The organism is Candidatus Microbacterium phytovorans (assembly GCA_029202445.1).
Lineage (GTDB): Bacteria > Actinomycetota > Actinomycetes > Actinomycetales > Microbacteriaceae > Microbacterium > Microbacterium phytovorans.
Genome location: CP119321.1, coordinates 508,296 through 527,589 on the forward strand (window position 1 = coordinate 508,296; position 19,294 = coordinate 527,589).

A 19,294-nucleotide genomic window follows, 5' to 3' on the forward strand; every position below is an offset into this window, starting at 1 on the left:
CTCGATTTTCACGGCGAACCGGCGCTCTGTGCGTCCCGATGGGAACGCACAATGGGGCCATGGCCGCGACCGCCCCGCTTCGTTCGCTCTTCGGTCGTCGGGCGGCTACCGTCGCGGCGACGCGGGACGACTTCGACTATCTGAGCGCTGATGACGTCTATCTCGACAGCGCCTGTCAGACACTGAGGCCGCGCCCGGTGATCGACGCGCTCACCGAGTACTACACGGGCTACGGTGCGTGCGGCGATCGCGTGAAGTACGCCTGGGGTCGTCGCGTGGAGGACGGCGTGGCAGCCACCCGCAGCCGCGTGCTCGCTGCGCTGCGCCTGCCGGCTCGTCGCTATGTCTGCGCGTTCACCCTCAACACGACCTATGGGATCAACCTGCTGCTGCAGCAACTGCCGGTGGGGCGTTTCGCGCGGGTCGTGACGACGCACACCGAGCACAACGCGGTGTTCCTGGCGACCATGACCGCCGCGCGCCGGCTGGGGGTGCCGCGCATCCTCGTCGCCCGCGGCGACGACGGCCGCATCGTCGCTGGCGACGGCGATCTGTCGGACGCCGTGGTCGTGGTCTCCGCGATGGACAACGTGTCGGGCACGTTCGCGGCGGGGCTGCCGGAACTCGTCACCGACGTGCACCGCCGAGGAGGCGTCGTGATCGTCGACGCGGCGCAGGCGGCGCCCCACGCCCTGACGCGCTTGCGCGGTCTGGAGGCCGACGCGCTGTGCTTCTCCGCGCACAAGATGTACGGGCCCTCGCTGGGGGTGATCGTCGCCGATACCGAACTCGTGGCATCCCTGGACATCTCGTTCATCGGAGGCGGGCAGGTCTCCGACGTAGCCGAGGAGGGGTACACGCTCCTCCCGGAGCTGAGGACGAGGCTGGAGCCGGGACTGCAGGCGTGGGGCGAGATCATCGCCTTCGGGACGGCGCTGGAATGGCTGGAACCTCGCGTGGACGCGATCGAAGCGAACGAGTCGCACCTTGCGCGAACGCTGCACGCCGGCCTCAGCGAGCTGCCCCATCTCCGCCTCCTGGGAGGAGCCGCGCCGGTCATGTCGGCCGTGCCCGCGCGCGTGGACGCGCACCGGCTCGCCGTGTTCCTCTCCCAGGCGGGCGTCATGGTCCGAAGCGGCTACTTCTGCAACCACCACTGGCTGAAGGAGCGGCTCGGCCTCGACCCTCTCAACCGGTTCAGCCTCGGCGCCCACAACACCGACGAGGACGTCGACCGCACCCTCGCCGTCGTGGGCCGTCTGATGCGGGGGCTCTGATGCTGTGCGTCGTCGCGTTCGTCGTCGTGCTCGTGCTCTCGGCGGTGTCGGCGAAGTATCGTCGGCTCCTCGGGCGCGCGTGGGGCTGCGTGTGGCGCAGAGTCACCTTCCGTCCGTGCGACACGACCTTCCGCGAAGACCTGAAGAGCTCGATGCTCGCGCCGCTGGCGTTGCGGGCACCGCGACTCGTGCGCCCGGCGAGCATCGCGATCGAGGTCGTGGCCTGGATCATGGTGCTCTCGTTCGTCGTGAGTCTGTTCATCCTCGGGCGTAGCGGATTGAACCTCTTCGTGTACGGCACGTGCGACAAGCAGGACGGTCAGTCGTGCTCGCTCGCCGCCGAGATGTGCTCGATCGACGCGGGGCCCCCCGGCTTCTGGGAGTCGGTGGGCGCGGGCGACGTCATCGGCGCGTTCGGCAACGAGTTCGCGTCGCTGGGTGAGACGATCGGCGCCGTTCCCAGCCGCCTCCGCGAATGGGATGCCGCGGAGTTCGCGACCGACGACGCGACCTACCTGGGCGGGTACGTCGAGGGCCGCCCGGTCGCGCTGGAGGTCATCGATCCCGGATGCCGGTTCTGTGCGCAGCTGTTCCGGAACATGCGCGAGGCCGGGTTCGACGGCACGCACAATGTCACGTACCTCGTCTACCCGATCACCTCGGACGACGGGCCGCGGTTCGCGAACTCGCCGCTCGTCGCGTCGTACCTCACCGCGATCCGGCTCTTCGAGGCGCGGACCGAGAATCCGCCCGAGGGTGTGACGGCCGACTGGTTCATCCTCGAGAAGCTCTTCTCGGAGCAGAACGACGACGGGCTCGACTGGCAGCTCTGGATGAACAACGCCACCGACGCTGAGGCGCGCGCGCAGCTCGAGGTCTGGCTCGGAGAGGCCGGTTACGACCAGCCGCAGATCACCCAGCTGGTCGCGCTCGCCGCGTCGGACGAGGTGGCCGCCGCCCTCGCCCGCACCCGGAAGGTCGTCGAGGACGACATCCGCACCGTCGCCATCCCGTCGCTCATCTCCGGGGGGCGGCTGCGGGCCGGGCTGGTCGATGTCGACACCCTGCGGGGCATCGACTGACGCTGCCGCTGCTGTGCGAGAATCGAACGCACGCAACAGAAAGCAGGAGTGTCGGTGGCGGAGATGACGCGGGGGACGAAGAAGGCCTCCCCGGACGAGACCCCGATGGGGCCGACCGGTCGTCCGTACCACGGCTTCCCCACTCCGCCGGCGCTCGACGGTCACGGTCCGGCGCGGATCATCTCGCTGTGCAACCAGAAGGGCGGCGTCGGCAAGACGACGACGACCATCAACCTGGCGGCCTCGCTCGCCCAGTACGGTCGCCGTGTCCTCGCCGTCGACTTCGACCCCCAGGGCGCGCTGTCGGCGGGCCTCGGACTCCAGACGCACGACGTGCCGACGATCTACGACCTGCTCCTGGACACCAAGCGCGACCCGCACGAGGTCATCGTGCCGACGTCGGTCGACGGCCTCGACGTCATCCCCGCCAACATCGACCTGTCCGCCGCGGAGGTGCACCTCGTCAACGAGGTCGCCCGCGAGACGATCCTCGCTCGCGTCCTGAGGAAGGTCGCGGGGGAGTACGACGTCATCCTCGTCGACTGCCAGCCCTCCCTGGGCCTGCTGACGGTCAACGCGCTCACCGCGAGCCACGGCGTGCTCATCCCGCTGGAGTGCGAGTTCTTCGCGCTGCGCGGTGTCGCGCTCCTCATCGAGACGATCGACAAGGTGCGTGACCGGCTGAACCCGTCGATCACGCTCGACGGTGTGCTCGCAACGATGTACGACCCGCGGACGCTGCACTCGCGCGAGGTGCTCGAGCGGGTCGTCGAGGCGTTCGGCGACGATGTGCTCGAGACCGTCATCGGCCGTACGGTCAAGTTCCCCGATGCATCCGTCTCGGGCGTGCCGATCACGAAGTTCGCGCCCGAGCACGCCGCGGCACAGGCCTACCTGCGCCTGGCGCGGGAGCTGGTCGCCCGTGGCGCCGTCGCCTGACGAGAGCGGCGAGGTCACCGCGACGGACGACGTCGCAGCGTCCGACGGGAGTGGGGGTGCCGATGCTTCCGGGGCGCCCGATGCCGCCGCCGAAGGCTTCCGGGTCTCGCTGACGAACTTCGACGGTCCGTTCGATCTGCTGCTCAGCCTGATCTCCCAGCACGAGCTCGACATCACCGAGGTCTCTCTCAGCAAGGTCACGGACGAGTTCATCTCCTACCTCAAGGGGCTGGAGGACGATGAGGAGCTCGAACAGGCCTCAGAGTTCCTCGTCGTGGCCGCCACGCTGCTGGACATGAAGGTCGCCGGACTCCTGCCGCAGGGTGAACTCGTCGATGCGGAGTCGGTAGCGCTGCTGGAAGCGCGCGACCTGCTGTTCGCCCGCCTGCTCCAGTACCGCGCCTTCAAGGAGGTGTCGGCCTGGTTCCAGCGCTGCATGCAGCGTGAGGACCGACGGCACGTGCGGGCCGTTCGCCTCGACGAGAAGTATCGACGCGCCGTGCCGGAGCTTGTGTGGACGCTGTCGAAGGAGGACTTCGCCGCCCTCGCGATGATGGCCTTCGCACCCAAGGAGATTCCCCATGTGGGCCTCGACCATCTGCACGCACCGCTCATCTCGATCCGGGAGCAGGCGGCCGTCGTCGTGACGCTGCTGCGCGGCGCCGGACAGCTGAATTTTCGCGACCTCATCGCCGGTGTGGATCAGACCGGTGTCGTCGTGGCGCGGTTCCTCGCGGTGCTCGAGCTCTACCGTCACGCCGCCCTCACCTTCGAGCAGTTGGAGCCGCTGGGCGAGCTCACGCTGCGCTGGACCGCCGAACGGTGGTCCGAAGAGAATCTCGCCTCGCTGGGAGCCGACTATGACCGATGATGTGACCGAACCCGTGATGGATGCCGTGCCCGGCGATGCCGACGACGAGGCGCCCGCGCGCTCGTCCGAGCCCGCCGATGTGGCCCGGCGGCTGGAGGCGATCCTCCTCGTCGTCGACGAGCCGCACAGCCTGGTCGCGCTCGCCGCCGCGGTGAGTGCGCCCGTGCCTGCCGTGCGGCAGGCGATCGAGTCTCTCGTCGCCGACTACGACGGCGAAGGCGCGGGGCCGCGGCGCGGGTTCGAGCTCCGGGAAGTCGGTGGCGGCTGGCGCCTGTACGTGCGCGAGGAGCACGACGACCTGGTGAGCGAGTTCGTCAACGCGCAGGCGCCGTCGCGGCTGTCGCAGGCGGCGCTGGAGACCCTCGCCGTCATCGCCTACAAGCAGCCCGTGACCCGCAGCCAGGTCGCGTCGATCCGTGCCGTCAACGTCGACTCCGTCGTGCGCACCCTCGTGGCCCGCGGCCTCATCACGGAGCTGTTCACCGACCCCGACACCGGGGCCATCAACTACGGCACGACCGACGCCCTACTGGTGAACCTGGGCATCAACTCGCTCGACGAGTTGCCGCACATCTCGCCGTTGCTCGATGACGGCGCCGAGGGATTTGAGAGCGAGGTCCTGCGATGAGCAGCATCCTGCCCGAGCGCACCGACGGTGTCCGACTCCAGAAGGTGCTCGCCAATGCGGGCGTGGCGTCACGTCGCGTGTGCGAGCAGTACATCGTCGACGGGCGCGTGCGGGTGAACGGCACCGTCGTGACAGAGCTGGGCAGCCGCATCGACCCCGCCGTCGACCTCGTCGACGTCGACGGTACGGCGATCCAGCTCGACGCGACGAAGCGGTATGTCGTGCTCAACAAGCCCACCGGTGTGGTGTCGTCGATGAGCGACGAGCACGGCCGCCCCGACCTGCGGCGATTCACGAAGGACTGGCCCGAGCGCCTGTACAACGTGGGCCGGCTGGATGCCGAGACGAGCGGACTGCTCGTGCTCACGAACGATGGCGACCTGGCGCACGTGCTCGCACACCCCTCGTTCGGCGTCACGAAGGTGTACATCGCGAAGGTCGACGGGCGCGTGACGCCGCAGACGATCGCAACGCTCACACGCGGCGTCGACCTCGAAGACGGTCCGATCGCCGCCGACAAGGCGCGGCTCCTGGATGCCAGCAGCGACACCAGCCTCGTCGAGCTCACGCTCCACTCGGGCCGCAACCGCATCGTTCGTCGGATGATGGCCGCCGTCGGCCACCCGGTGATCGAACTCGTTCGACGACAGTTCGGCCCGCTCCACCTGGGCACGCTCCCAGCGGGCCGAGCGCGCGAGTTGACTACGATGGAACGCGGCGCGCTGCTCACTCTCGCGCGCCAGGCCGCTCCTTCGGCCGATGCCGACGCCACCTGAGATGGATTTGCCGTGACCGACTCGACCTCCGTTGCTGCGCGCGCCCGCGCGGCGCGCACGTCGGGGACCGTCCGCATCGTCGGCGCCGGTCTGCTCGGTTCGAGCATCGGCCACGCTCTGCGGTCTCTCGGCGTCGACGTGGTCCTCGCCGACGCGTCGCCCGCGCAGCTGCGGCTGGCGGTCGACTACGGTGCCGGGCGGCCCGCCGCCGACGGCGACCGCCCGTCGCTCATCGTCGTCGCCGTGCCGCCCGACGTGACCGCCGCCGTGATCGAACGTGAGCTGGGCGCCTTTCCTGATGCCGTCGTCACCGACGTGGCGAGCGTCAAGCTCGAGCCGCTGCGCACCCTGCGTGCCCGCGGCGTCGACCTCACGCACTACATCGGGTCGCATCCGATGGCGGGACGGGAGAGGGGCGGTGCTATCTCGGCCCGGGCCGACATCTTCATCGGTCGCCCGTGGGTCGTCTGCCGCGACGAGGAGACGTCGGCCGCCGACCTCGCCCTCGTGGAAGGTCTTGCGCTCGACCTCGGCGCCACACCGATCGAGATGACCCCCGAGGAGCACGACCAGGCCGTCGCGCTCGTCTCCCATGTTCCGCAGCTCGTGGCATCCCTTCTCGCCGGGCGTTTCGTCGACGCGCCCGACGGCTCGCTCCGCCTCGCCGGGCAGGGTGTGCGCGACACGACCCGCATCGCCGCGTCGGGCCCGGAACTGTGGGTGCAGATTCTCGGCGCGAACGCGGCCCCCGTCGTCGACGTGTTGGAGGCGCTCGCCGACGACCTGTCGGCGGTCGCGGCGGCCCTGCGGTCTCCGGAGGAGCCGGGCGCCCGGCGTGCGGTCGCCGAGACGATCCGCCGCGGCAACGACGGCGTGGAGCGCCTGCCGGGCAAACACGGGCAGAACCGCCGCTTCGAGCAGCTGGTCGTCATGGTCGACGACACGCCTGGCCAGCTCGGACGACTCTTCGGCGAGCTCGGTGAGCTCGACGTGAACGTGGAAGACCTGCGCCTGGAGCATTCTCCGGGTGCCCAGTTCGGCCTCGCCGATATCAGCGTCGATCCCGCGGTGCTTCGCCACGCGGTCGACGGTCTGGAAGCGCGCGGCTGGAAGATTGCGAGCCTCTCGAATGACTGACACCCCGACCATCGACGGCGCCGAAGTGCGCGCCGTCGCGATCGACGGGCCGGCGGGAAGCGGCAAGTCGAGCGTGTCGAAGGACGTCGCCCGCCGCCTCGGCTTCGGCTACCTCGACACGGGCGCCGCCTACCGGGCGCTGGCCTGGCACGTGCTGAACCGTGGTGCCGACACGGCGGATGCCGATGCCGTGCTCGCGGCGGTGGCCGACTTCGACTACGCCATCTCCCTCGACCCCGACGACTACTGGGTGCGGGTGGGCGACACCTCGGTGACCGAGGCGATCCGTGATCCGCGGGTCTCCGGAGCCGTCAGCGGCGTCGCGCGCGTTCCCGCCGTCCGTGAGTCGGTCAACGCCCTGTTCCGCTCGCTGGTCGCCGAGGCCGACGTGCCGGGCGTGATCGTCGAGGGACGCGACATCACGACGGTCGTGTTCCCCGATGCGCCCGTGCGCATCCTCTTGACCGCGGCGCCCGAGGTGCGGGCCGCGCGGCGCAGCGCAGAGGTGACCACGCAGGATGCCGCCGCCGTCGCCGCGGCACTGCATCAGCGTGACGCGGCCGACTCGAAGGTGGTCGACTTCTTGACGGCCGCGCCGGGGGTGACGGTCGTCGACTCGACCGAGCTGGACTTCGCACAGACCGTCGAGGCCGTTCTGGCCGTCGTCGGCGAGGGAACGGGAGCGCGCTGATGGCCGCAGTGGACGACGAGTACGAGGGCGGTCCCGACCAGCTCGAGGAGAAGCTCGCGAACCTCGACGAGGAGCTCGCCGAGCAGCGCGCCGCCGCGCTTCGGGCGTCGCTGGCCGAGTACGAGCTCGACGACGAGGACGACGCGCTCCTGGCCGGCTTCACCGCCGGCGGCGAGGTCGTGGAGGTGCTTCCGGCCCTTCCGGTCGTCGCGATCGTCGGGCGCCCGAACGTCGGCAAGTCCGCGCTGGTGAACCGCATCCTCGGTCGTCGTGAAGCCGTCGTGGAGGACACTCCCGGCGTCACGCGCGACCGGGTGACCTACAAGGCCGAGTGGATGGACCGCAAGTTCACCCTCGTCGACACCGGTGGGTGGGAGCCCGACGCGAAGGGCATCGACCGGTCGGTCGCGGCGCAGGCCGAGGTCGCCATCGACCTGTCCGACGTCGTGATGTTCGTGGTCGACGCGATGGTCGGCGCCACCTCCACCGACGAGCAGGTCGTCCGCCTGCTGCGCAAGTCGGGCAAGCCCGTCTTCCTCGTGGCCAACAAGATCGACGATGCCCGCCAGGAGCCGGAGGCCGCCGCGTTGTGGAACCTCGGCCTCGGCGAGCCGCATCCGGTCTCGGCGATCCACGGCCGTGGTGTGGCCGATCTCCTCGACGAGATCATGAAGGTGCTGCCGGAGGTCTCCGCCGTCGCCAAGAACGAACTCGGTGGCCCGCGTCGCGTGGCGATCCTCGGTCGCCCGAACGTCGGTAAGTCGTCGCTGCTGAACAAGGCCGCCGGTGAGGAGCGCGTTGTCGTCAACGACCTCGCGGGCACCACCCGTGACCCCGTCGACGAGATCGTCGAACTCGGCGGCAAGCTGTGGCGGCTGGTGGACACGGCCGGCATCCGTCGTCGTGTGCACCTGCAGCAGGGGGCGGACTTCTACGCGTCGCTGCGCACGTCGGCGGCGCTCGAGAAGGCGGAGGTCGCGGTCGTCGTCCTCGACGTGACCGACTCGATCAGCGTGCAGGACCTCAACATCATCGACCTCGTGCTGGAGTCGGGCCGTGCGCTCGTGCTGGCGTTCAACAAGTGGGATCGCCTGAACGATCCCGACATGGACAACGCCGACCGGCGTCGCTACCTGGAGCGGGAGATCGAGCAGGACCTCGCGCACGTCACGTGGGCTCCGCGCGTCAACCTGTCGGCGCGTACGGGACGGCACCTCGACAAGCTCGTGCCGGCGCTCGAGACCGCACTCGAGTCGTGGGATCAGCGCATTCCGACGGGCAAGTTCAACGCCTTCCTCGCCGAGCTCGTCGCCGAGCACCCGCACCCGCTGCGCGGAGGCAAGCAGCCGCGCATCCTGTTCGGCACGCAGGCCTCGACCCGGCCGCCGACGTTCGTGCTGTTCACGACCGGTTTCCTCGACCCGGGCTACCGCCGGTTCATCCAGCGGCGTCTGCGCGAGTTGTTCGGCTTCGTGGGCACGCCCATCGTCACCAACATGCGCGTGCGGGAGCGTCGCCAGCGCTGACGCGACCGGTGGTGGGTGGCGTTTCGTCTCGCTGCGCTCGCTCAACGACCGGTAGTGGGTGGCGTTTCGTCTCGCTGCGCTCGCTCAACGACCGGTGGTGGCGGGTGGCGTTTCGTCTCGCTGCGCTCGTTCAACGTCCGGTGGTGGGTGGCGTTTCGTCTCGCTGCGCTCGCTCAACGTTCGGTGGTGGGCGGCGTTTCGTCTCGCTGCGCTCGCTCAACGACCGGGTAGGGGCGGGAGGGAGCCTCGGTCGTTGAGCGAGGAGCGAAGCGACGAGACGAAACGGAGCCGGTCAGCGGATCTCGAACGACGCGAACCGCTCCGTCGGCAGCGCGTCGAGGTGCAGCTGCGCCGCCGTCTCGCTGACGCGGGGGAGCGGACTGCGCACCCCCGCGTCGCGGAACCGCTGCACCGCCCACGACTCGACGCCCGCGTCGGCCAACCGGCATCCGAGCTCGGTCAGTCCGGCGTCGTCGATCGCGGCCGGGTGCACGGTCGTGCGCACCTCGTAGTCGAGCGGATGCCGCGTGCCGGCGCGCAGGAGATTGTGCGCGAGCACGAGCTCCAGCGAACGCCACGCATGATCGCCACTGGGTCCGCGCCCCGTCACCCCGGCGTAGTCCTCCCTGGCCGCTTTGATGTCGAGGCCGACCCAGTCGACGAACGGCAGCGCCCGCGCGAGGAGCGACGGGTAGGCACCGCCGGTGTGGAGTCCCACGCGGAAGCCGAGTGCACGGGCGATCTGCATCGCCGGCACGAGGCCGCGCTGCATCGTCGGTTCGCCGCCGCTGAAGACGACACCGTCGAGCAGGCCCATGCGATCGCACAGGAGGTCGGTGACGTCGCTCCACTCCAGCACCGTCTCGGCGCGCGGGTCGATGAGGGCGGGGTTGTGGCAGTAGAAGCAGTCCCACGGGCAGCCCTGCAGGAAGACGGTGGCCACGAGCATGTCGGGCCAGTCCACGGTGGAGAACGGCGTGAGGCCGGCGATCCTCAGGTCGTAGGGTGCAGGCTGTCGCTCCATGAGTCCTCCTCGACGGCGTCGGCGACGAAGTAGCGTCGTTCTTCAGCTTCGCCCCTCTTGCCGATGTTGAACGAGGCGATCGGCCGGAAGTAACCCATGACGCGCGTCCACACTTCGCACACCGCTCCGCATTCGGGGCACTGCGGGTGCTCGCCCGACCGGTAGCCGTGCCGGGGGCAGATCGAGAACGTCGGGGTGACGGTGATGTACGGGAGGCGGAACCGCTCCAGTGCCCGCCGGACGAACTGCTTGCACGCCGTCGCCGACGACATGGCTTCGCCGAGGTAGAGGTGCAGCACCGTGCCGCCCGTGTACTTCGCCTGCAGCGGCTCCTGCATCTCCATCGCGAGGAACGGGTCGGCGGTGAAGCCGACGGGGAGCTGCGACGAGTTGGTGTAGTACGGCTGCGCGTCCGTGCCGGCGTGCAGGATGCCGTCGGCTCCGAACCGGGCGATATCCTCCTTGGCGAATCGGTAGGTGGTGCCCTCGGCGGGGGTCGCCTCCAGGTTGAACATGTGGCCGGTCGACTCCTGGAACTCGACCATGCGGCCCCGGACGTGGTCGAGGAGGCGCACAGCGAGAGCGGCCCCGGCATCCGTCGTGATGTCGTCGGTGTCGCGGGTGAGGTTGCGCACGTACTCGTTGATGCCGTTGACGCCGATCGTCGAGAAGTGGTTGTCGAACGTGCCGAGGTAGCGCTTCGTGTAGGGGAACAGGCCGTTCTCGAGGTGCTGCGCGACGACGGCGCGTTTGGCCACGAGGCTGTCGCGGCCGATCTCGAGCAGTTCGTCGAGGCGCGCGATGGCTGCGGCCTCGTCGCCCGAGTGGACGAAGCCGAGGCGGGCGCAGTTGATCGTCACGACGCCGATGGAGCCGGTCTGCTCCGCCGAGCCGAACAGGCCGTTGCCGCGCTTGAGCAGTTCGGTGAGGTCGAGTTGGAGGCGGCAGCACATCGAGCGGATCATGTGCGGGTCGAGGTCGGAGTTTACGAAGTTCTGGAAGTACGGGAGGCCGTACTTCGCGGTCATCGCGAAGAGCGCGTCGACGTGAGGGCCGTCCCAGTCGAAGTCGCGGGTGATGTTGTAGGTGGGGATGGGGAAGGTGAAGGCGCGGCCGTCGGCGTCGCCGGAGGTCATGACCTCGATGAAGGCCCGATTTATGAGGGCCATCTCGTCCGCGAGGTCGCCGTAGGAGAACGGCTGCACGGTGCCGCCGACGAGCGGGTGCTGGTCGGCGAGGTCGTCGGGGCAGACCCAGTCGAACGTGAGGTTGGTGAAGGGGGTCTGGGTTCCCCAGCGCGAGGGGACGTTGAGATTGAAGATGAACTCCTGCATCGCCTGGTGCACCTGCTCGTAGTCGAGCCCGTCGAGGCGCACGTACGGGGCGAGGTAGGTGTCGAAGGAGCTGAACGCCTGCGCCCCCGCCCATTCGTTCTGCAGGGTGCCGAGGAAGTTGACGAGCTGACCGAGGGCGCTGGAGAAGTGCTTCGGCGGAGCGGAGGAGATCTTGCCCGCGACGCCGTTGAAGCCCTGTTCGAGCACCATGCGCAGCGACCAGCCGGCGCAGTACCCGGCGAAGACGTCGAGGTCGTGGATGTGCAGGTCGCCGTCGCGGTGGGCGCGGCCCGCTTCGGGGGCGTACACCTCGTCGAGCCAGTAGTTGGCGACGAGTTTGCCGGCGGAGTTGAGGATCATGCCGCCGAGCGAGTAGCCCTGGTTCGCGTTCGCGTTGACGCGCCAGTCGGCGCGGGAGAGGTACTCGTCGATGGTTTCGGCGACGGTGACGGTACGGGGGGACGGCATGGGGGTTCCTCTCTGAGAAGACGAGCAGCGGGCAACCCGCCGATGTGGTCTGACCACCATATGTAGTGGTGGATCGCGCTGTCGAGCGCAGATGTGGCGTGTCGCGGGTTTCGTTGGCCGATTCGCGTCCCCCGATGTCGTGCTCCGGGCGGTCGGGTGGGCGGGTGTGACAGGGTGGGGGAGTGACGATCGTCCCGCCCGCCCCCGGAGAACCGCGCCGTCCGCATGGTCCGCGCGATTCCGGTGACGCGTGGGTGGTGGCAGACGACGGCACCCAGTACTGGGGTCGGTACGGCGCCGCGGGACTTCTCGCGCTCGACCCGCGAGCGGATGCCGAGGGTGCCGTGCTCCTTCAGCACCGGGTCTCGTGGAGTCACCACGGCGACACGTGGGCCCTTCCGGGCGGTGCGCGTCACGAGGGCGAGTCCGCGTGCGACGGTGCGCTGCGCGAATCGGCCGAGGAAGCCGGTGTCCCCGCGGATGCCGTGACCCCGCGCCTCATCAGCGTCTTCGATGCGGGCATCTGGACGTACAGCACCGTCGTAGCCGACGTCGTCCGCCCGTTCGAGCCCGTCATCAGCGACCCCGAGAGCCGCGAGCTCGCGTGGGTGCCGGTCGACGCCGTCGATTCCTACCCACTGCACCCCGGGTTCGCCGCGTCGTGGCGGCGCCTGCGCCCGCTGCTATCGGTGCGCCCCGCGCTCGTGATCGACGCGGCGAACGTCGTCGGCTCGGTGCCCGACGAGTGGTGGAAGGATCGCGCCGGCGCCGCCGAGCGGCTCCTGCGACGGCTGGCGGACCTGCGGACCGTCGGCGTGCCGGGGGAGGCGCTGGGCATGAGCGAACGCGTCTGGTTCCCCGAGGTGTCGGTGGTGCTCGAAGGCGCCGCGAAGGGTGCCGTCGCGCCCGACGTCGAGGGCCTGTCGGTCGTGCTCGCGCCGGCCGCCGGCGACGACGCCATCGTGGGCGAGGCGGAGCGGCTCAGCGCGGCCGGGCGGGCCGTTACCGTCGTCACGAGCGACCGTGGACTGGCGGCGCGTGCCGACGGCATCCGGGGTGTGTCGGTACGGTCCGTGTCGTGGCTGCGCGACCTGGGCTGACGCGGCCTACGCCGGTTACTCGCGGCCGCGGAGGCGGTCGATGTCGCGGCGCTCGCGCTTGGTCGGGCGTCCGGCTCCGCGGTCGCGGACGGCGAGCATCGCGACCGGTTCACGTGCGGGGGTGCGATCCTCCGCCGCGACGGCGGCCATCGGTGCGCCCACCCGCTTGGTGAGCAGCTGACGCACGACGAGGATGCGGTCGAAGCCGGCGATCCGCACGCGGAGCTCGTCACCGATCCGCACCGCTTGCGCAGCCTTGGCCTTCTCGCCGTTCACGCGAACGTGGCCGGCTCGACACGCGGTGGTGGCGGCGGATCGCGTCTTGTATACGCGGACGGCCCACAGCCACGCGTCGACGCGCGCAGTGTCGCTCATCGCAGGCCTCGCCGCAGGAGAAGCACGATCCCGAGCACGAGAAGGCCCTGACCGGCGGCGTAGGTCGCCATGATCCACGGGCCGGTGGCGTCAGCGGAGACGCCCGGCAGGAACAGGCGCAGGGCCAGCAGGGTGTCGGATGCCAGGAACAGGGCGCCGCCGACTGCGGTGATGCGGCTGCCGCGGGTGGCGAGCACAGCGGTGCCGGCGAGCACTGCGCCGTAGATGACCACCGGCACGAGGAGTGCGCCGAGGTGGGGCCAGAGGACGGCGATCATCACTCCCCACCATGCGGCGTAAGAGAGTGTCCACGGCGGGATGGCGCGTTCGCGAACCCGGAACGCGAAGAGTGCAATGTAGGCGAGGTGGGCGAGTCCGAAGCAGGCGAGCATCGCGGGGAGTTCGTCGTCGAGGTAGGGGAAGAACCAGGCGGCCCCGTCGCCGAGCCAGGAGAAGGCCAGTGCGAGGTACAGGATCGTCGCCGCTCGGTCGAGACTGCTCCCGCGGAGCGCCCACATCGCCGCTAGGGCGAGTGCAGGCATAAGCATGAGCTTGGTCGGATACTCGATCGCGTCGAGTCCGAAGGTGATGGCGGCGACGTGCGCGAGGGCGACCGCTCCGTACAGCCAGAAGCCCCACCAGCGCGTGACCTCCAGGCGGGATGCCAGGGTGCGCTGTTGCGTCATCTCGTGCTCTCGGGTTGCGCCACTGCGGGCGGGTGAGCCCATCGTACGGCGGCTCAGGTGAGGGTGAGCGACACGATCGGCCGGCTGGGCGTCGGGCGTGCGACCTCGGTGAAGCCGGCCGCGGCGAAGGTGGACATCGCGCCGTGGAACAGGGCGTTCGATGACGTGCGGGCGACCTCGGTGTCGACGGGGTAGCCCTCGATCACCCGCGCCCCATGTGCGCGCGCGTGGTCGATCGCGGCGTCGAGCAGGCGTTCCGATACTCCCTGCCGGCGATGCTCCTTCCTCACGACGAAGCAGGTGATCGCCCAGACCGACGGATCGTCGAACGGTTCGGGCGACTGCTGGAGGTTCCGCGTGTGCGCGAGCCGCGGCTGATCGGGACGCGAGGACACCTTCACCCACCCACCCGGCGCGCCATCGATGTAGGCGACGAGCGCCGACGCGGGCTCCGCCTCGAGATCGCGCCGGAGGAGTTCGCGCTTCTCGTCGTTCGAGGTGGCCTCGAAGTCTCTCGCGCGCAGCATCCACCACTGGCACCAGCACGAACCACCGTCGCCTCCGCCGGTGAGTGCATGCTCGACATCGTCGAAGCGAGCAACGGATGCCGGCACGATCTCGATCTCTGACATGGCCAGACGCTACCGCGGGGTGCCGACACCCGCTGCTCGGTTCGCGGGTCGTCGCGCGAACGGGTAAGATGGGGGAGTTGTCCGCGTGCGGATGACGGACCGGGATGTGGCGCAGCTTGGTAGCGCACTTGACTGGGGGTCAAGGGGTCGCAGGTTCAAATCCTGTCATCCCGACGGTTCAGGCCGTTGGCAAAGCGGTCGAAATGCAAGAAGGGCACTGGCAGCGAGCCGGTGCCCTTCTTCGTCTCCGTGGTGTCGGTGGTCCTGCCGGTACACGTCTAGTGGCAGGGCCGGCGTGAGCGCATTCACTACGCTGGACGGACCATGGTGAGCGACCCGAGTTTCGAGCTGTTGTTCGGAGTCACTGTTGCCTCCTTGCTTGTGGGCTTCTTTGGCGTCGCTACGATCTTTCGTGTAGAAGTATCGAGGCTGATGGCATCCCACATTCGATCGGGCACGCCGCGGCTGCTCGGCAGGGAAGACGGCGCCAAGAACTCCACGCCCGGGAATCTGCTGTTTGTGGCGGTAATGGGTGTGCCTATATGCCTCTTGATCATCGCCAACATCCTTCCTCGCTTGTGGAAGCTGTCCCCCGGCGCAGCCATCTTTGCGTCTGGTGGGGCGGTCGCGGTCGGCGCCGGACTAGCGCTCCTCCTCGTCGCTTCGGAGCGACGGAGTGAGCGGCCCAGGCGACGTACACGGTGGATCGGCGTCGCGCTTGTGGGCGGCGGAGTGGTCAGCGTCGCGTCAGCTCTGTTGCTTCTGTAGTTCGCGTCCGACCGAAATGGCAGCGGCATAATTCGCTCTCGTCGCTGAGGCATACTCCTCGCACTCGCACTGGTGTCGGCAGCGCTTGTTGCTCGCTTGTGGGTCGCAAGCTCGGGACGGGAATCCTCCGGCCTTGCTGCTCTCGATGTGATCCTGCTCTCGATCGTGCCCGGCATCCTCGTCGTGTTGGGCGTTCTTCTTTGGTACGGCTGGAGGGTGTCGGCGAGCCTTCCCGAGTTGCGTCGTCGCTATCCGGACGCGGTTGTGGTGCCGTTCAATCTCGACCCAGCTGATGTGGGTGAACTGATCGATCTCTCAAGCCTCAGCAAGTTCCCGCGGCTTCTCACGGCTGTGTTCACGTCGGAGTCGGTTTCCTATTGGGAAGGAGTGCGACGGTTGCGTCAGGTCGCTCAGACGTCCCTCGAGGACGCTTCTTTCCGTCAAGAGCTGACCCCCACCATCTACGGAGATGCCCCGAAGCTCGTATGACGATGACAGGGATCTCCTTCCGCGCGCGTGTTCGGGTGCTCTACTCTGAAGTTCTGCGCGCTGGGGGCGCTCTTCTCGTCTGATGTCGACGCGAGGCATACTCGCGACGACTGTCGCGCGTCACTCCCTGGTGCTGGAGCTTCAAGGAGAGAGATGCCCACTGCACACCGTCTCGTCGCGCTTTCCACGGCCGTTGCCGTCGCCGCTGCTGTGCTGACCGGCACCGCACCTGCCGTCGCCGCAGAGACCCCGTCTTTGTCAGTGTCTGCCACCGCTTCTGCTTCGTCCGCGGTGGCGGGCGGTGAGGTGGAGTTCACCGTCTCCGTCACGAACGAGGGCTCCTCGACGATCGATCTCACCGGATTCGATGAGTACGACGGCCCTGGTGCGTCCGTCGGGCTGTGGCTACCGGACCCGTCCAGTTGTACCGAGCCGGTCGGAGGCGACGGGTGGGGCGGGTCGGAAAACGTGTGCTTCGGATCGGGCACCACGCCCACGAATACGGGCTGCAATGGGGCCAGCATGGGCTGGCCGGATGGGTGGACGTGGCGCGGAGCGTTCAGCTCGACGCGCCCCGCGACCCTCGCCCCCGGCGCCTCGTTCTCCTGCACGATTTCGGTCACGATTCTCCGCGACCTCGCTCCAGGGTCCGGAATCGCCCTGGAAGCGTGGGCATCCCCGGACGGCTACGAACACTTCCCCGGAGAGCACCACGCCGACTCATCGTTCACGGCGGTCACCGTTCCGGGCGCAGGGACGACGGACGGGCCAAGGATCGCAGGCTCGGCCGCTGTGGGGAAGACGCTCACGGCGACTCGTGGGTTCACCGGGCCGTGGGACGAGTCGTCGACGTTCCGCTGGCTGCGTGATGGCACACCGATCTCCGGGGCCACCGGGACAACCTACACGCCGTCCGCGGCCGATGTCGGGGCGCGGCTCAGCGTTGCGGTGACGGCACAGAACTCGAAGGGGCTGTCCCTGACGTCGGCGCGGTTCACGTCGCCGGCCACACCGAAGATCGCCTCGGGATCGTTTTCCTCGGCACCCACGCCGAAGATCAGCGGGACTGTCAGGGTCGGCCAGAAGCTGACGGCCGTGCCCGGCAGTTGGAAGCCGACCGCGGCCCTGTCATACCAGTGGTATCGCGGGTCGACAAAGATCAGCCGTGCAACCAGATCCTCCTACGTACTCACCGCCGCCGATCGCGGAGCCACGATCACAGTGAAGATCACAGGCAAGAAGGCCGGGTACACCTCGACGACGGTCACCGCCGCGAAGACCGCGAAGGTCGCAGCAGGGAAGCTGACAGCGCCCACCCCGAAGATCTCGGGCACGGTGGCGGTCGGGAAGAAGCTGACCGCAAAGCCAGGGACGTGGACGTCGGGCACGTCGTTGAGTTACCGGTGGTACGCGAGCGGAAAGCCCATCTCCGGCGCCACGAAGTCGACGTTCACTCTCAAGTCCGCACAAAAGGGGAAGAGCATCACCGTGAAAGTCACGGGCAAGAAGTCCGGCTACACCGCGGTCACGAAGGCCTCCGCCTCCACCAAGAAGGTCGCATGAACACCGCACTCCGTCCGACCACTCGCGGCCCGGCCGCTCTCGTGAGACTCGCCGTCGTATCGCTCGCCGCCACCGGCCTCGTCGCGTTGGGGACGCCCGCCTATGCTGCGGACACCGCTACCGTGTCAGGCACGGTCACCTTCCCCGCCGGTGTGTCCCTGACTAGCGACTACACCTTCGTAGGGCTCGTCGATCCGGAGACCGGCTGGGCGGGCGGTGTCGACAGCGTCGAGGCGGACGGGTCGTACACGATCGAGGATGTCGCCGCGGGAACCTACAAGCTCGAAGTCCGCTCCTACAACGAGGCTGTGCCGTTGTCGACATGGTGGGGCGGGGCGTATGAACTCGCGACAGCTCAGAGTTTCACCGTCAGCGACGGTGAAACGGTCAGCAAGAACGTCACCGTACCGCGCGGTGCGACCATCAGCGGGAAGGCGGTCGACTCCCTCAAACGCCCCGGCGCGGGTAGCGTCGCGACCGCCTACCGGGCGAACAACGATGGGTCGTGGACCTACAACAACAGCGTGGGCGTAGAAACCGATGGTGCGTACACCATCGGGCAACTGTCGCCCGGGTCCTATCGTGTGAAGTTCGACCGGGCCCGCGGGTGCGGGTTCGGATGCGTCAGCGAGGGCCTCGAGTACTGGCCGGATAAGTTCACTCTCGCCGACGCGCAGACCATCACATTGACAGTCGGCGCCGTCCGCGCGGGCATCGACGCGGACTTCGCCACGATCAACGGTCACAGCACCGCTGTCACACTCGCCGGCACCCTCGCGGTCGGATCGACTCTCACTGTCAACACGAAGACCGCATCCTGGGCGCCCGATTCGACCCTGGAGTACACCTGGTTCGCCGACAACCAGCTACTCGCCGGACAGACCGGCCGCACCCTCACACTCACCTCCGCGCAGGCGGGGAAGAGCATCAAGGCTTCCGTGTTCCGTGAGGTCGAAGAAGACGAGTACGAACGCCGCGAAAGCGCGACATCGGTGAAGGTCGCCACCACAGGAACCCCGGTGGTCTCGGGGACAGCCGCGGTGGGGCGCAAGTTGACCGCGAATCCCGGCTTGTGGACGTCCGGGACGACGTTCACCTACCGGTGGTTGGCGGATGGCAAGTCGATCAGCAAAGCGACGAAGCCGTCTTACACTCTCACGGCCGCTGAGAAGGGCAAGAGGATCACGGTCTCAGTGACCGGGTCGAAGCCCGGGCACGCGACCGTGGCGAAGACGTCGAAACCGACTGCCACGGTGAAAGCGGGGATCCTCGCCGCGTCGGTCCCGAAAATCTCGGGGACATTGAAGGTGGGTAAGAAGCTGACCGCAAAGCCAGGGACGTGGACGTCGGGCACGTCGTTGAGTTACCGGTGGTACGCGAGCGGAAAGCCCATCTCCGGCGCCACAAAGTCAACGCTCACCCTCAAGTCGGCCCAGAAGGGAAGGACCATCACTGTGAAGGTCACGGGCAAGAAGAGCGGCTACAGCACCGCGACCAAGACGTCCAGTGCCACGAAGAAGGTGGGCTAGGCCGCCAGATGCGGCCCTTGCGGCACTTGGTGGGCGCCTGAGCGTGGGCTGACCGCGAGTCCCCGCCGATCGCCACCACCCCTTGATATGCAAGTGATCACTTGCATAAACTCTCCCTCGTGGGAGACGTCTATCAGGCACTCGCGGACGCGACGCGACGGCTCATCCTCGATGAGTTGTCGGAGCGCGACGGGCAGAGCCTGTTCGAGCTGTGCGGGCGACTCGCGATGCGGCACGGCGTCGCATCCACCCGGCAGGCGATCTCCCAGCACCTCAGCGTCTTGGAGGACGCCGGGCTGGTCCGTTCGGAGCGTGCCGGGCGGACGAAGTTCCTGCACCTGAACACGGAACCCCTGCGTGCCATCACCGAACGCTGGCACATCGAACCGAAGGAATGAC

General features: G+C 68.6%; 20 protein-coding genes and 1 tRNA gene. 16 read left to right on the plus strand and 5 right to left on the minus strand.

Features of this window, described 5'->3' with window-relative positions:
• Positions 1-59: 59 nt before the first annotated feature.
• The 9 genes from P0Y48_02390 to der all read left to right on the plus strand — a co-directional run bounded on the left by P0Y48_02390 (position 60) and on the right by der (position 8,927).
• Positions 60-1,277, plus strand: a complete 1,218-nt coding sequence (locus P0Y48_02390; GenBank protein WEK14080.1) for an aminotransferase class V-fold PLP-dependent enzyme — start codon at positions 60-62, stop codon at positions 1,275-1,277.
• On the plus strand, positions 1,277-2,359 hold the full coding sequence (locus tag P0Y48_02395; GenBank protein ID WEK14081.1) for a hypothetical protein: 1,083 nt from the start codon (positions 1,277-1,279) through the stop codon (positions 2,357-2,359). Before P0Y48_02390 ends, P0Y48_02395 begins: the two co-directional genes overlap by 1 nt.
• 63 nt (positions 2,360-2,422) lie before the next feature.
• Positions 2,423-3,298, plus strand: a complete 876-nt coding sequence (locus P0Y48_02400; protein WEK14988.1) for a ParA family protein — start codon at positions 2,423-2,425, stop codon at positions 3,296-3,298.
• A gap of 109 nt (positions 3,299-3,407) precedes the next feature.
• The gene (locus P0Y48_02405) at positions 3,408-4,169 is read left to right on the plus strand and encodes a ScpA family protein (GenBank protein WEK14989.1); all 762 of its coding nucleotides are present in this window, start codon (positions 3,408-3,410) and stop codon (positions 4,167-4,169) included.
• A gap of 16 nt (positions 4,170-4,185) precedes the next feature.
• Positions 4,186-4,797, plus strand: coding sequence for an SMC-Scp complex subunit ScpB (scpB, locus tag P0Y48_02410; GenBank protein WEK14990.1), 612 nt, complete (start codon positions 4,186-4,188; stop codon positions 4,795-4,797).
• Positions 4,794-5,573: a pseudouridine synthase gene (locus tag P0Y48_02415; GenBank protein WEK14082.1), complete on the plus strand. Its 780-nt coding sequence runs from the start codon at positions 4,794-4,796 to the stop codon at positions 5,571-5,573. The genes scpB and P0Y48_02415 overlap by 4 nt, the downstream gene beginning before the upstream one ends.
• A 12-nt stretch (positions 5,574-5,585) precedes the next feature.
• A complete protein-coding gene (locus tag P0Y48_02420; GenBank protein ID WEK14083.1) occupies positions 5,586-6,710 on the plus strand; it encodes a prephenate dehydrogenase in 1,125 nt (374 codons plus the stop codon).
• On the plus strand, positions 6,703-7,401 hold the full coding sequence (gene cmk / locus P0Y48_02425) for a (d)CMP kinase (protein ID WEK14084.1): 699 nt from the start codon (positions 6,703-6,705) through the stop codon (positions 7,399-7,401). The genes P0Y48_02420 and cmk overlap by 8 nt, the downstream gene beginning before the upstream one ends.
• Positions 7,401-8,927, plus strand: a complete 1,527-nt coding sequence (der, locus tag P0Y48_02430; protein WEK14085.1) for a ribosome biogenesis GTPase Der — start codon at positions 7,401-7,403, stop codon at positions 8,925-8,927. Before cmk ends, der begins: the two co-directional genes overlap by 1 nt.
• Before the next feature lie 292 nt (positions 8,928-9,219).
• On the opposite strand, the gene P0Y48_02435 is transcribed toward der, so the two are convergent.
• Both P0Y48_02435 and P0Y48_02440 read right to left on the minus strand, forming a co-directional pair.
• Complete coding sequence (locus P0Y48_02435; protein WEK14086.1) at positions 9,220-9,951, minus strand: anaerobic ribonucleoside-triphosphate reductase activating protein; 732 nt, start codon at positions 9,949-9,951, stop codon at positions 9,220-9,222.
• Positions 9,921-11,753 (minus strand): ribonucleoside triphosphate reductase, encoded by a 1,833-nt coding sequence (locus P0Y48_02440; GenBank protein WEK14087.1) that lies wholly within the window; start codon positions 11,751-11,753, stop codon positions 9,921-9,923. The genes P0Y48_02435 and P0Y48_02440 overlap by 31 nt, the downstream gene beginning before the upstream one ends.
• A 182-nt stretch (positions 11,754-11,935) precedes the next feature.
• Between P0Y48_02440 and P0Y48_02445 the strand changes: the two genes are divergently transcribed.
• Positions 11,936-12,853, plus strand: coding sequence for an NUDIX hydrolase (locus tag P0Y48_02445; protein ID WEK14088.1), 918 nt, complete (start codon positions 11,936-11,938; stop codon positions 12,851-12,853).
• A gap of 15 nt (positions 12,854-12,868) precedes the next feature.
• Here the strand turns inward: P0Y48_02445 and P0Y48_02450 are convergent, their stop codons facing one another.
• Genes P0Y48_02450 through P0Y48_02460 form a run of 3 tightly spaced genes read right to left on the minus strand, consistent with a single transcriptional unit; the run spans position 12,869 to position 14,546 of the window.
• Positions 12,869-13,228 carry a S4 domain-containing protein gene (locus tag P0Y48_02450; GenBank protein WEK14089.1) on the minus strand — a complete coding sequence of 120 codons (360 nt, stop codon included), beginning with the start codon at positions 13,226-13,228 and terminating at the stop codon, positions 12,869-12,871.
• Positions 13,225-13,914: a lysoplasmalogenase gene (locus P0Y48_02455; GenBank protein WEK14090.1), complete on the minus strand. Its 690-nt coding sequence runs from the start codon at positions 13,912-13,914 to the stop codon at positions 13,225-13,227. Before P0Y48_02455 ends, P0Y48_02450 begins: the two co-directional genes overlap by 4 nt.
• A 53-nt stretch (positions 13,915-13,967) precedes the next feature.
• Complete coding sequence (locus tag P0Y48_02460) at positions 13,968-14,546, minus strand: GNAT family N-acetyltransferase (GenBank protein ID WEK14091.1); 579 nt, start codon at positions 14,544-14,546, stop codon at positions 13,968-13,970.
• A 100-nt stretch (positions 14,547-14,646) separates the two neighbouring features.
• Here P0Y48_02460 and P0Y48_02465 point away from each other — a divergent pair.
• The 6 genes from P0Y48_02465 (at position 14,647) to P0Y48_02490 (ending at position 19,293) form a co-directional block, all read left to right on the plus strand.
• Positions 14,647-14,720 (plus strand) — tRNA-Pro (locus P0Y48_02465).
• A gap of 150 nt (positions 14,721-14,870) precedes the next feature.
• Positions 14,871-15,314 (plus strand): hypothetical protein, encoded by a 444-nt coding sequence (locus P0Y48_02470; protein ID WEK14092.1) that lies wholly within the window; start codon positions 14,871-14,873, stop codon positions 15,312-15,314.
• 147 nt (positions 15,315-15,461) lie between these two features.
• Positions 15,462-15,803, plus strand: a complete 342-nt coding sequence (locus P0Y48_02475; GenBank protein ID WEK14093.1) for a hypothetical protein — start codon at positions 15,462-15,464, stop codon at positions 15,801-15,803.
• A 153-nt stretch (positions 15,804-15,956) separates the two neighbouring features.
• Positions 15,957-17,366, plus strand: coding sequence for a hypothetical protein (locus P0Y48_02480; protein WEK14094.1), 1,410 nt, complete (start codon positions 15,957-15,959; stop codon positions 17,364-17,366).
• Positions 17,363-18,895 (plus strand): hypothetical protein, encoded by a 1,533-nt coding sequence (locus tag P0Y48_02485; GenBank protein WEK14095.1) that lies wholly within the window; start codon positions 17,363-17,365, stop codon positions 18,893-18,895. Before P0Y48_02480 ends, P0Y48_02485 begins: the two co-directional genes overlap by 4 nt.
• Positions 18,896-19,014: 119 nt before the next feature.
• Positions 19,015-19,293: a metalloregulator ArsR/SmtB family transcription factor gene (locus P0Y48_02490; protein WEK14096.1), complete on the plus strand. Its 279-nt coding sequence runs from the start codon at positions 19,015-19,017 to the stop codon at positions 19,291-19,293.
• Position 19,294 lies beyond the last annotated feature (1 nt).

Excerpts from the sequence above, each read along its gene's own strand:
- P0Y48_02390 (WEK14080.1), top strand. The coding sequence starts at position 60 with ATGGCCGCGACCGCCCCGCTTCGTTCGCTCTTCGGTCGTCGGGCGGCT.
- P0Y48_02395 (WEK14081.1), top strand. The coding sequence starts at position 1,277 with ATGCTGTGCGTCGTCGCGTTCGTCGTCGTGCTCGTGCTCTCGGCGGTG.
- P0Y48_02400 (WEK14988.1), top strand. The coding sequence starts at position 2,423 with ATGACGCGGGGGACGAAGAAGGCCTCCCCGGACGAGACCCCGATGGGG.
- scpB (WEK14990.1), top strand. The coding sequence starts at position 4,186 with ATGGATGCCGTGCCCGGCGATGCCGACGACGAGGCGCCCGCGCGCTCG.
- P0Y48_02415 (WEK14082.1), top strand. The coding sequence starts at position 4,794 with ATGAGCAGCATCCTGCCCGAGCGCACCGACGGTGTCCGACTCCAGAAG.
- cmk (WEK14084.1), top strand. The coding sequence starts at position 6,703 with ATGACTGACACCCCGACCATCGACGGCGCCGAAGTGCGCGCCGTCGCG.
- der (WEK14085.1), top strand. The coding sequence starts at position 7,401 with ATGGCCGCAGTGGACGACGAGTACGAGGGCGGTCCCGACCAGCTCGAG.
- P0Y48_02435 (WEK14086.1), bottom strand. The coding sequence starts at position 9,951 with ATGGAGCGACAGCCTGCACCCTACGACCTGAGGATCGCCGGCCTCACG.
- P0Y48_02440 (WEK14087.1), bottom strand. The coding sequence starts at position 11,753 with ATGCCGTCCCCCCGTACCGTCACCGTCGCCGAAACCATCGACGAGTAC.
- P0Y48_02450 (WEK14089.1), bottom strand. The coding sequence starts at position 13,228 with ATGAGCGACACTGCGCGCGTCGACGCGTGGCTGTGGGCCGTCCGCGTA.
- P0Y48_02455 (WEK14090.1), bottom strand. The coding sequence starts at position 13,914 with ATGACGCAACAGCGCACCCTGGCATCCCGCCTGGAGGTCACGCGCTGG.
- P0Y48_02460 (WEK14091.1), bottom strand. The coding sequence starts at position 14,546 with ATGTCAGAGATCGAGATCGTGCCGGCATCCGTTGCTCGCTTCGACGAT.
- P0Y48_02470 (WEK14092.1), top strand. The coding sequence starts at position 14,871 with ATGGTGAGCGACCCGAGTTTCGAGCTGTTGTTCGGAGTCACTGTTGCC.
- P0Y48_02480 (WEK14094.1), top strand. The coding sequence starts at position 15,957 with ATGCCCACTGCACACCGTCTCGTCGCGCTTTCCACGGCCGTTGCCGTC.
- P0Y48_02485 (WEK14095.1), top strand. The coding sequence starts at position 17,363 with ATGAACACCGCACTCCGTCCGACCACTCGCGGCCCGGCCGCTCTCGTG.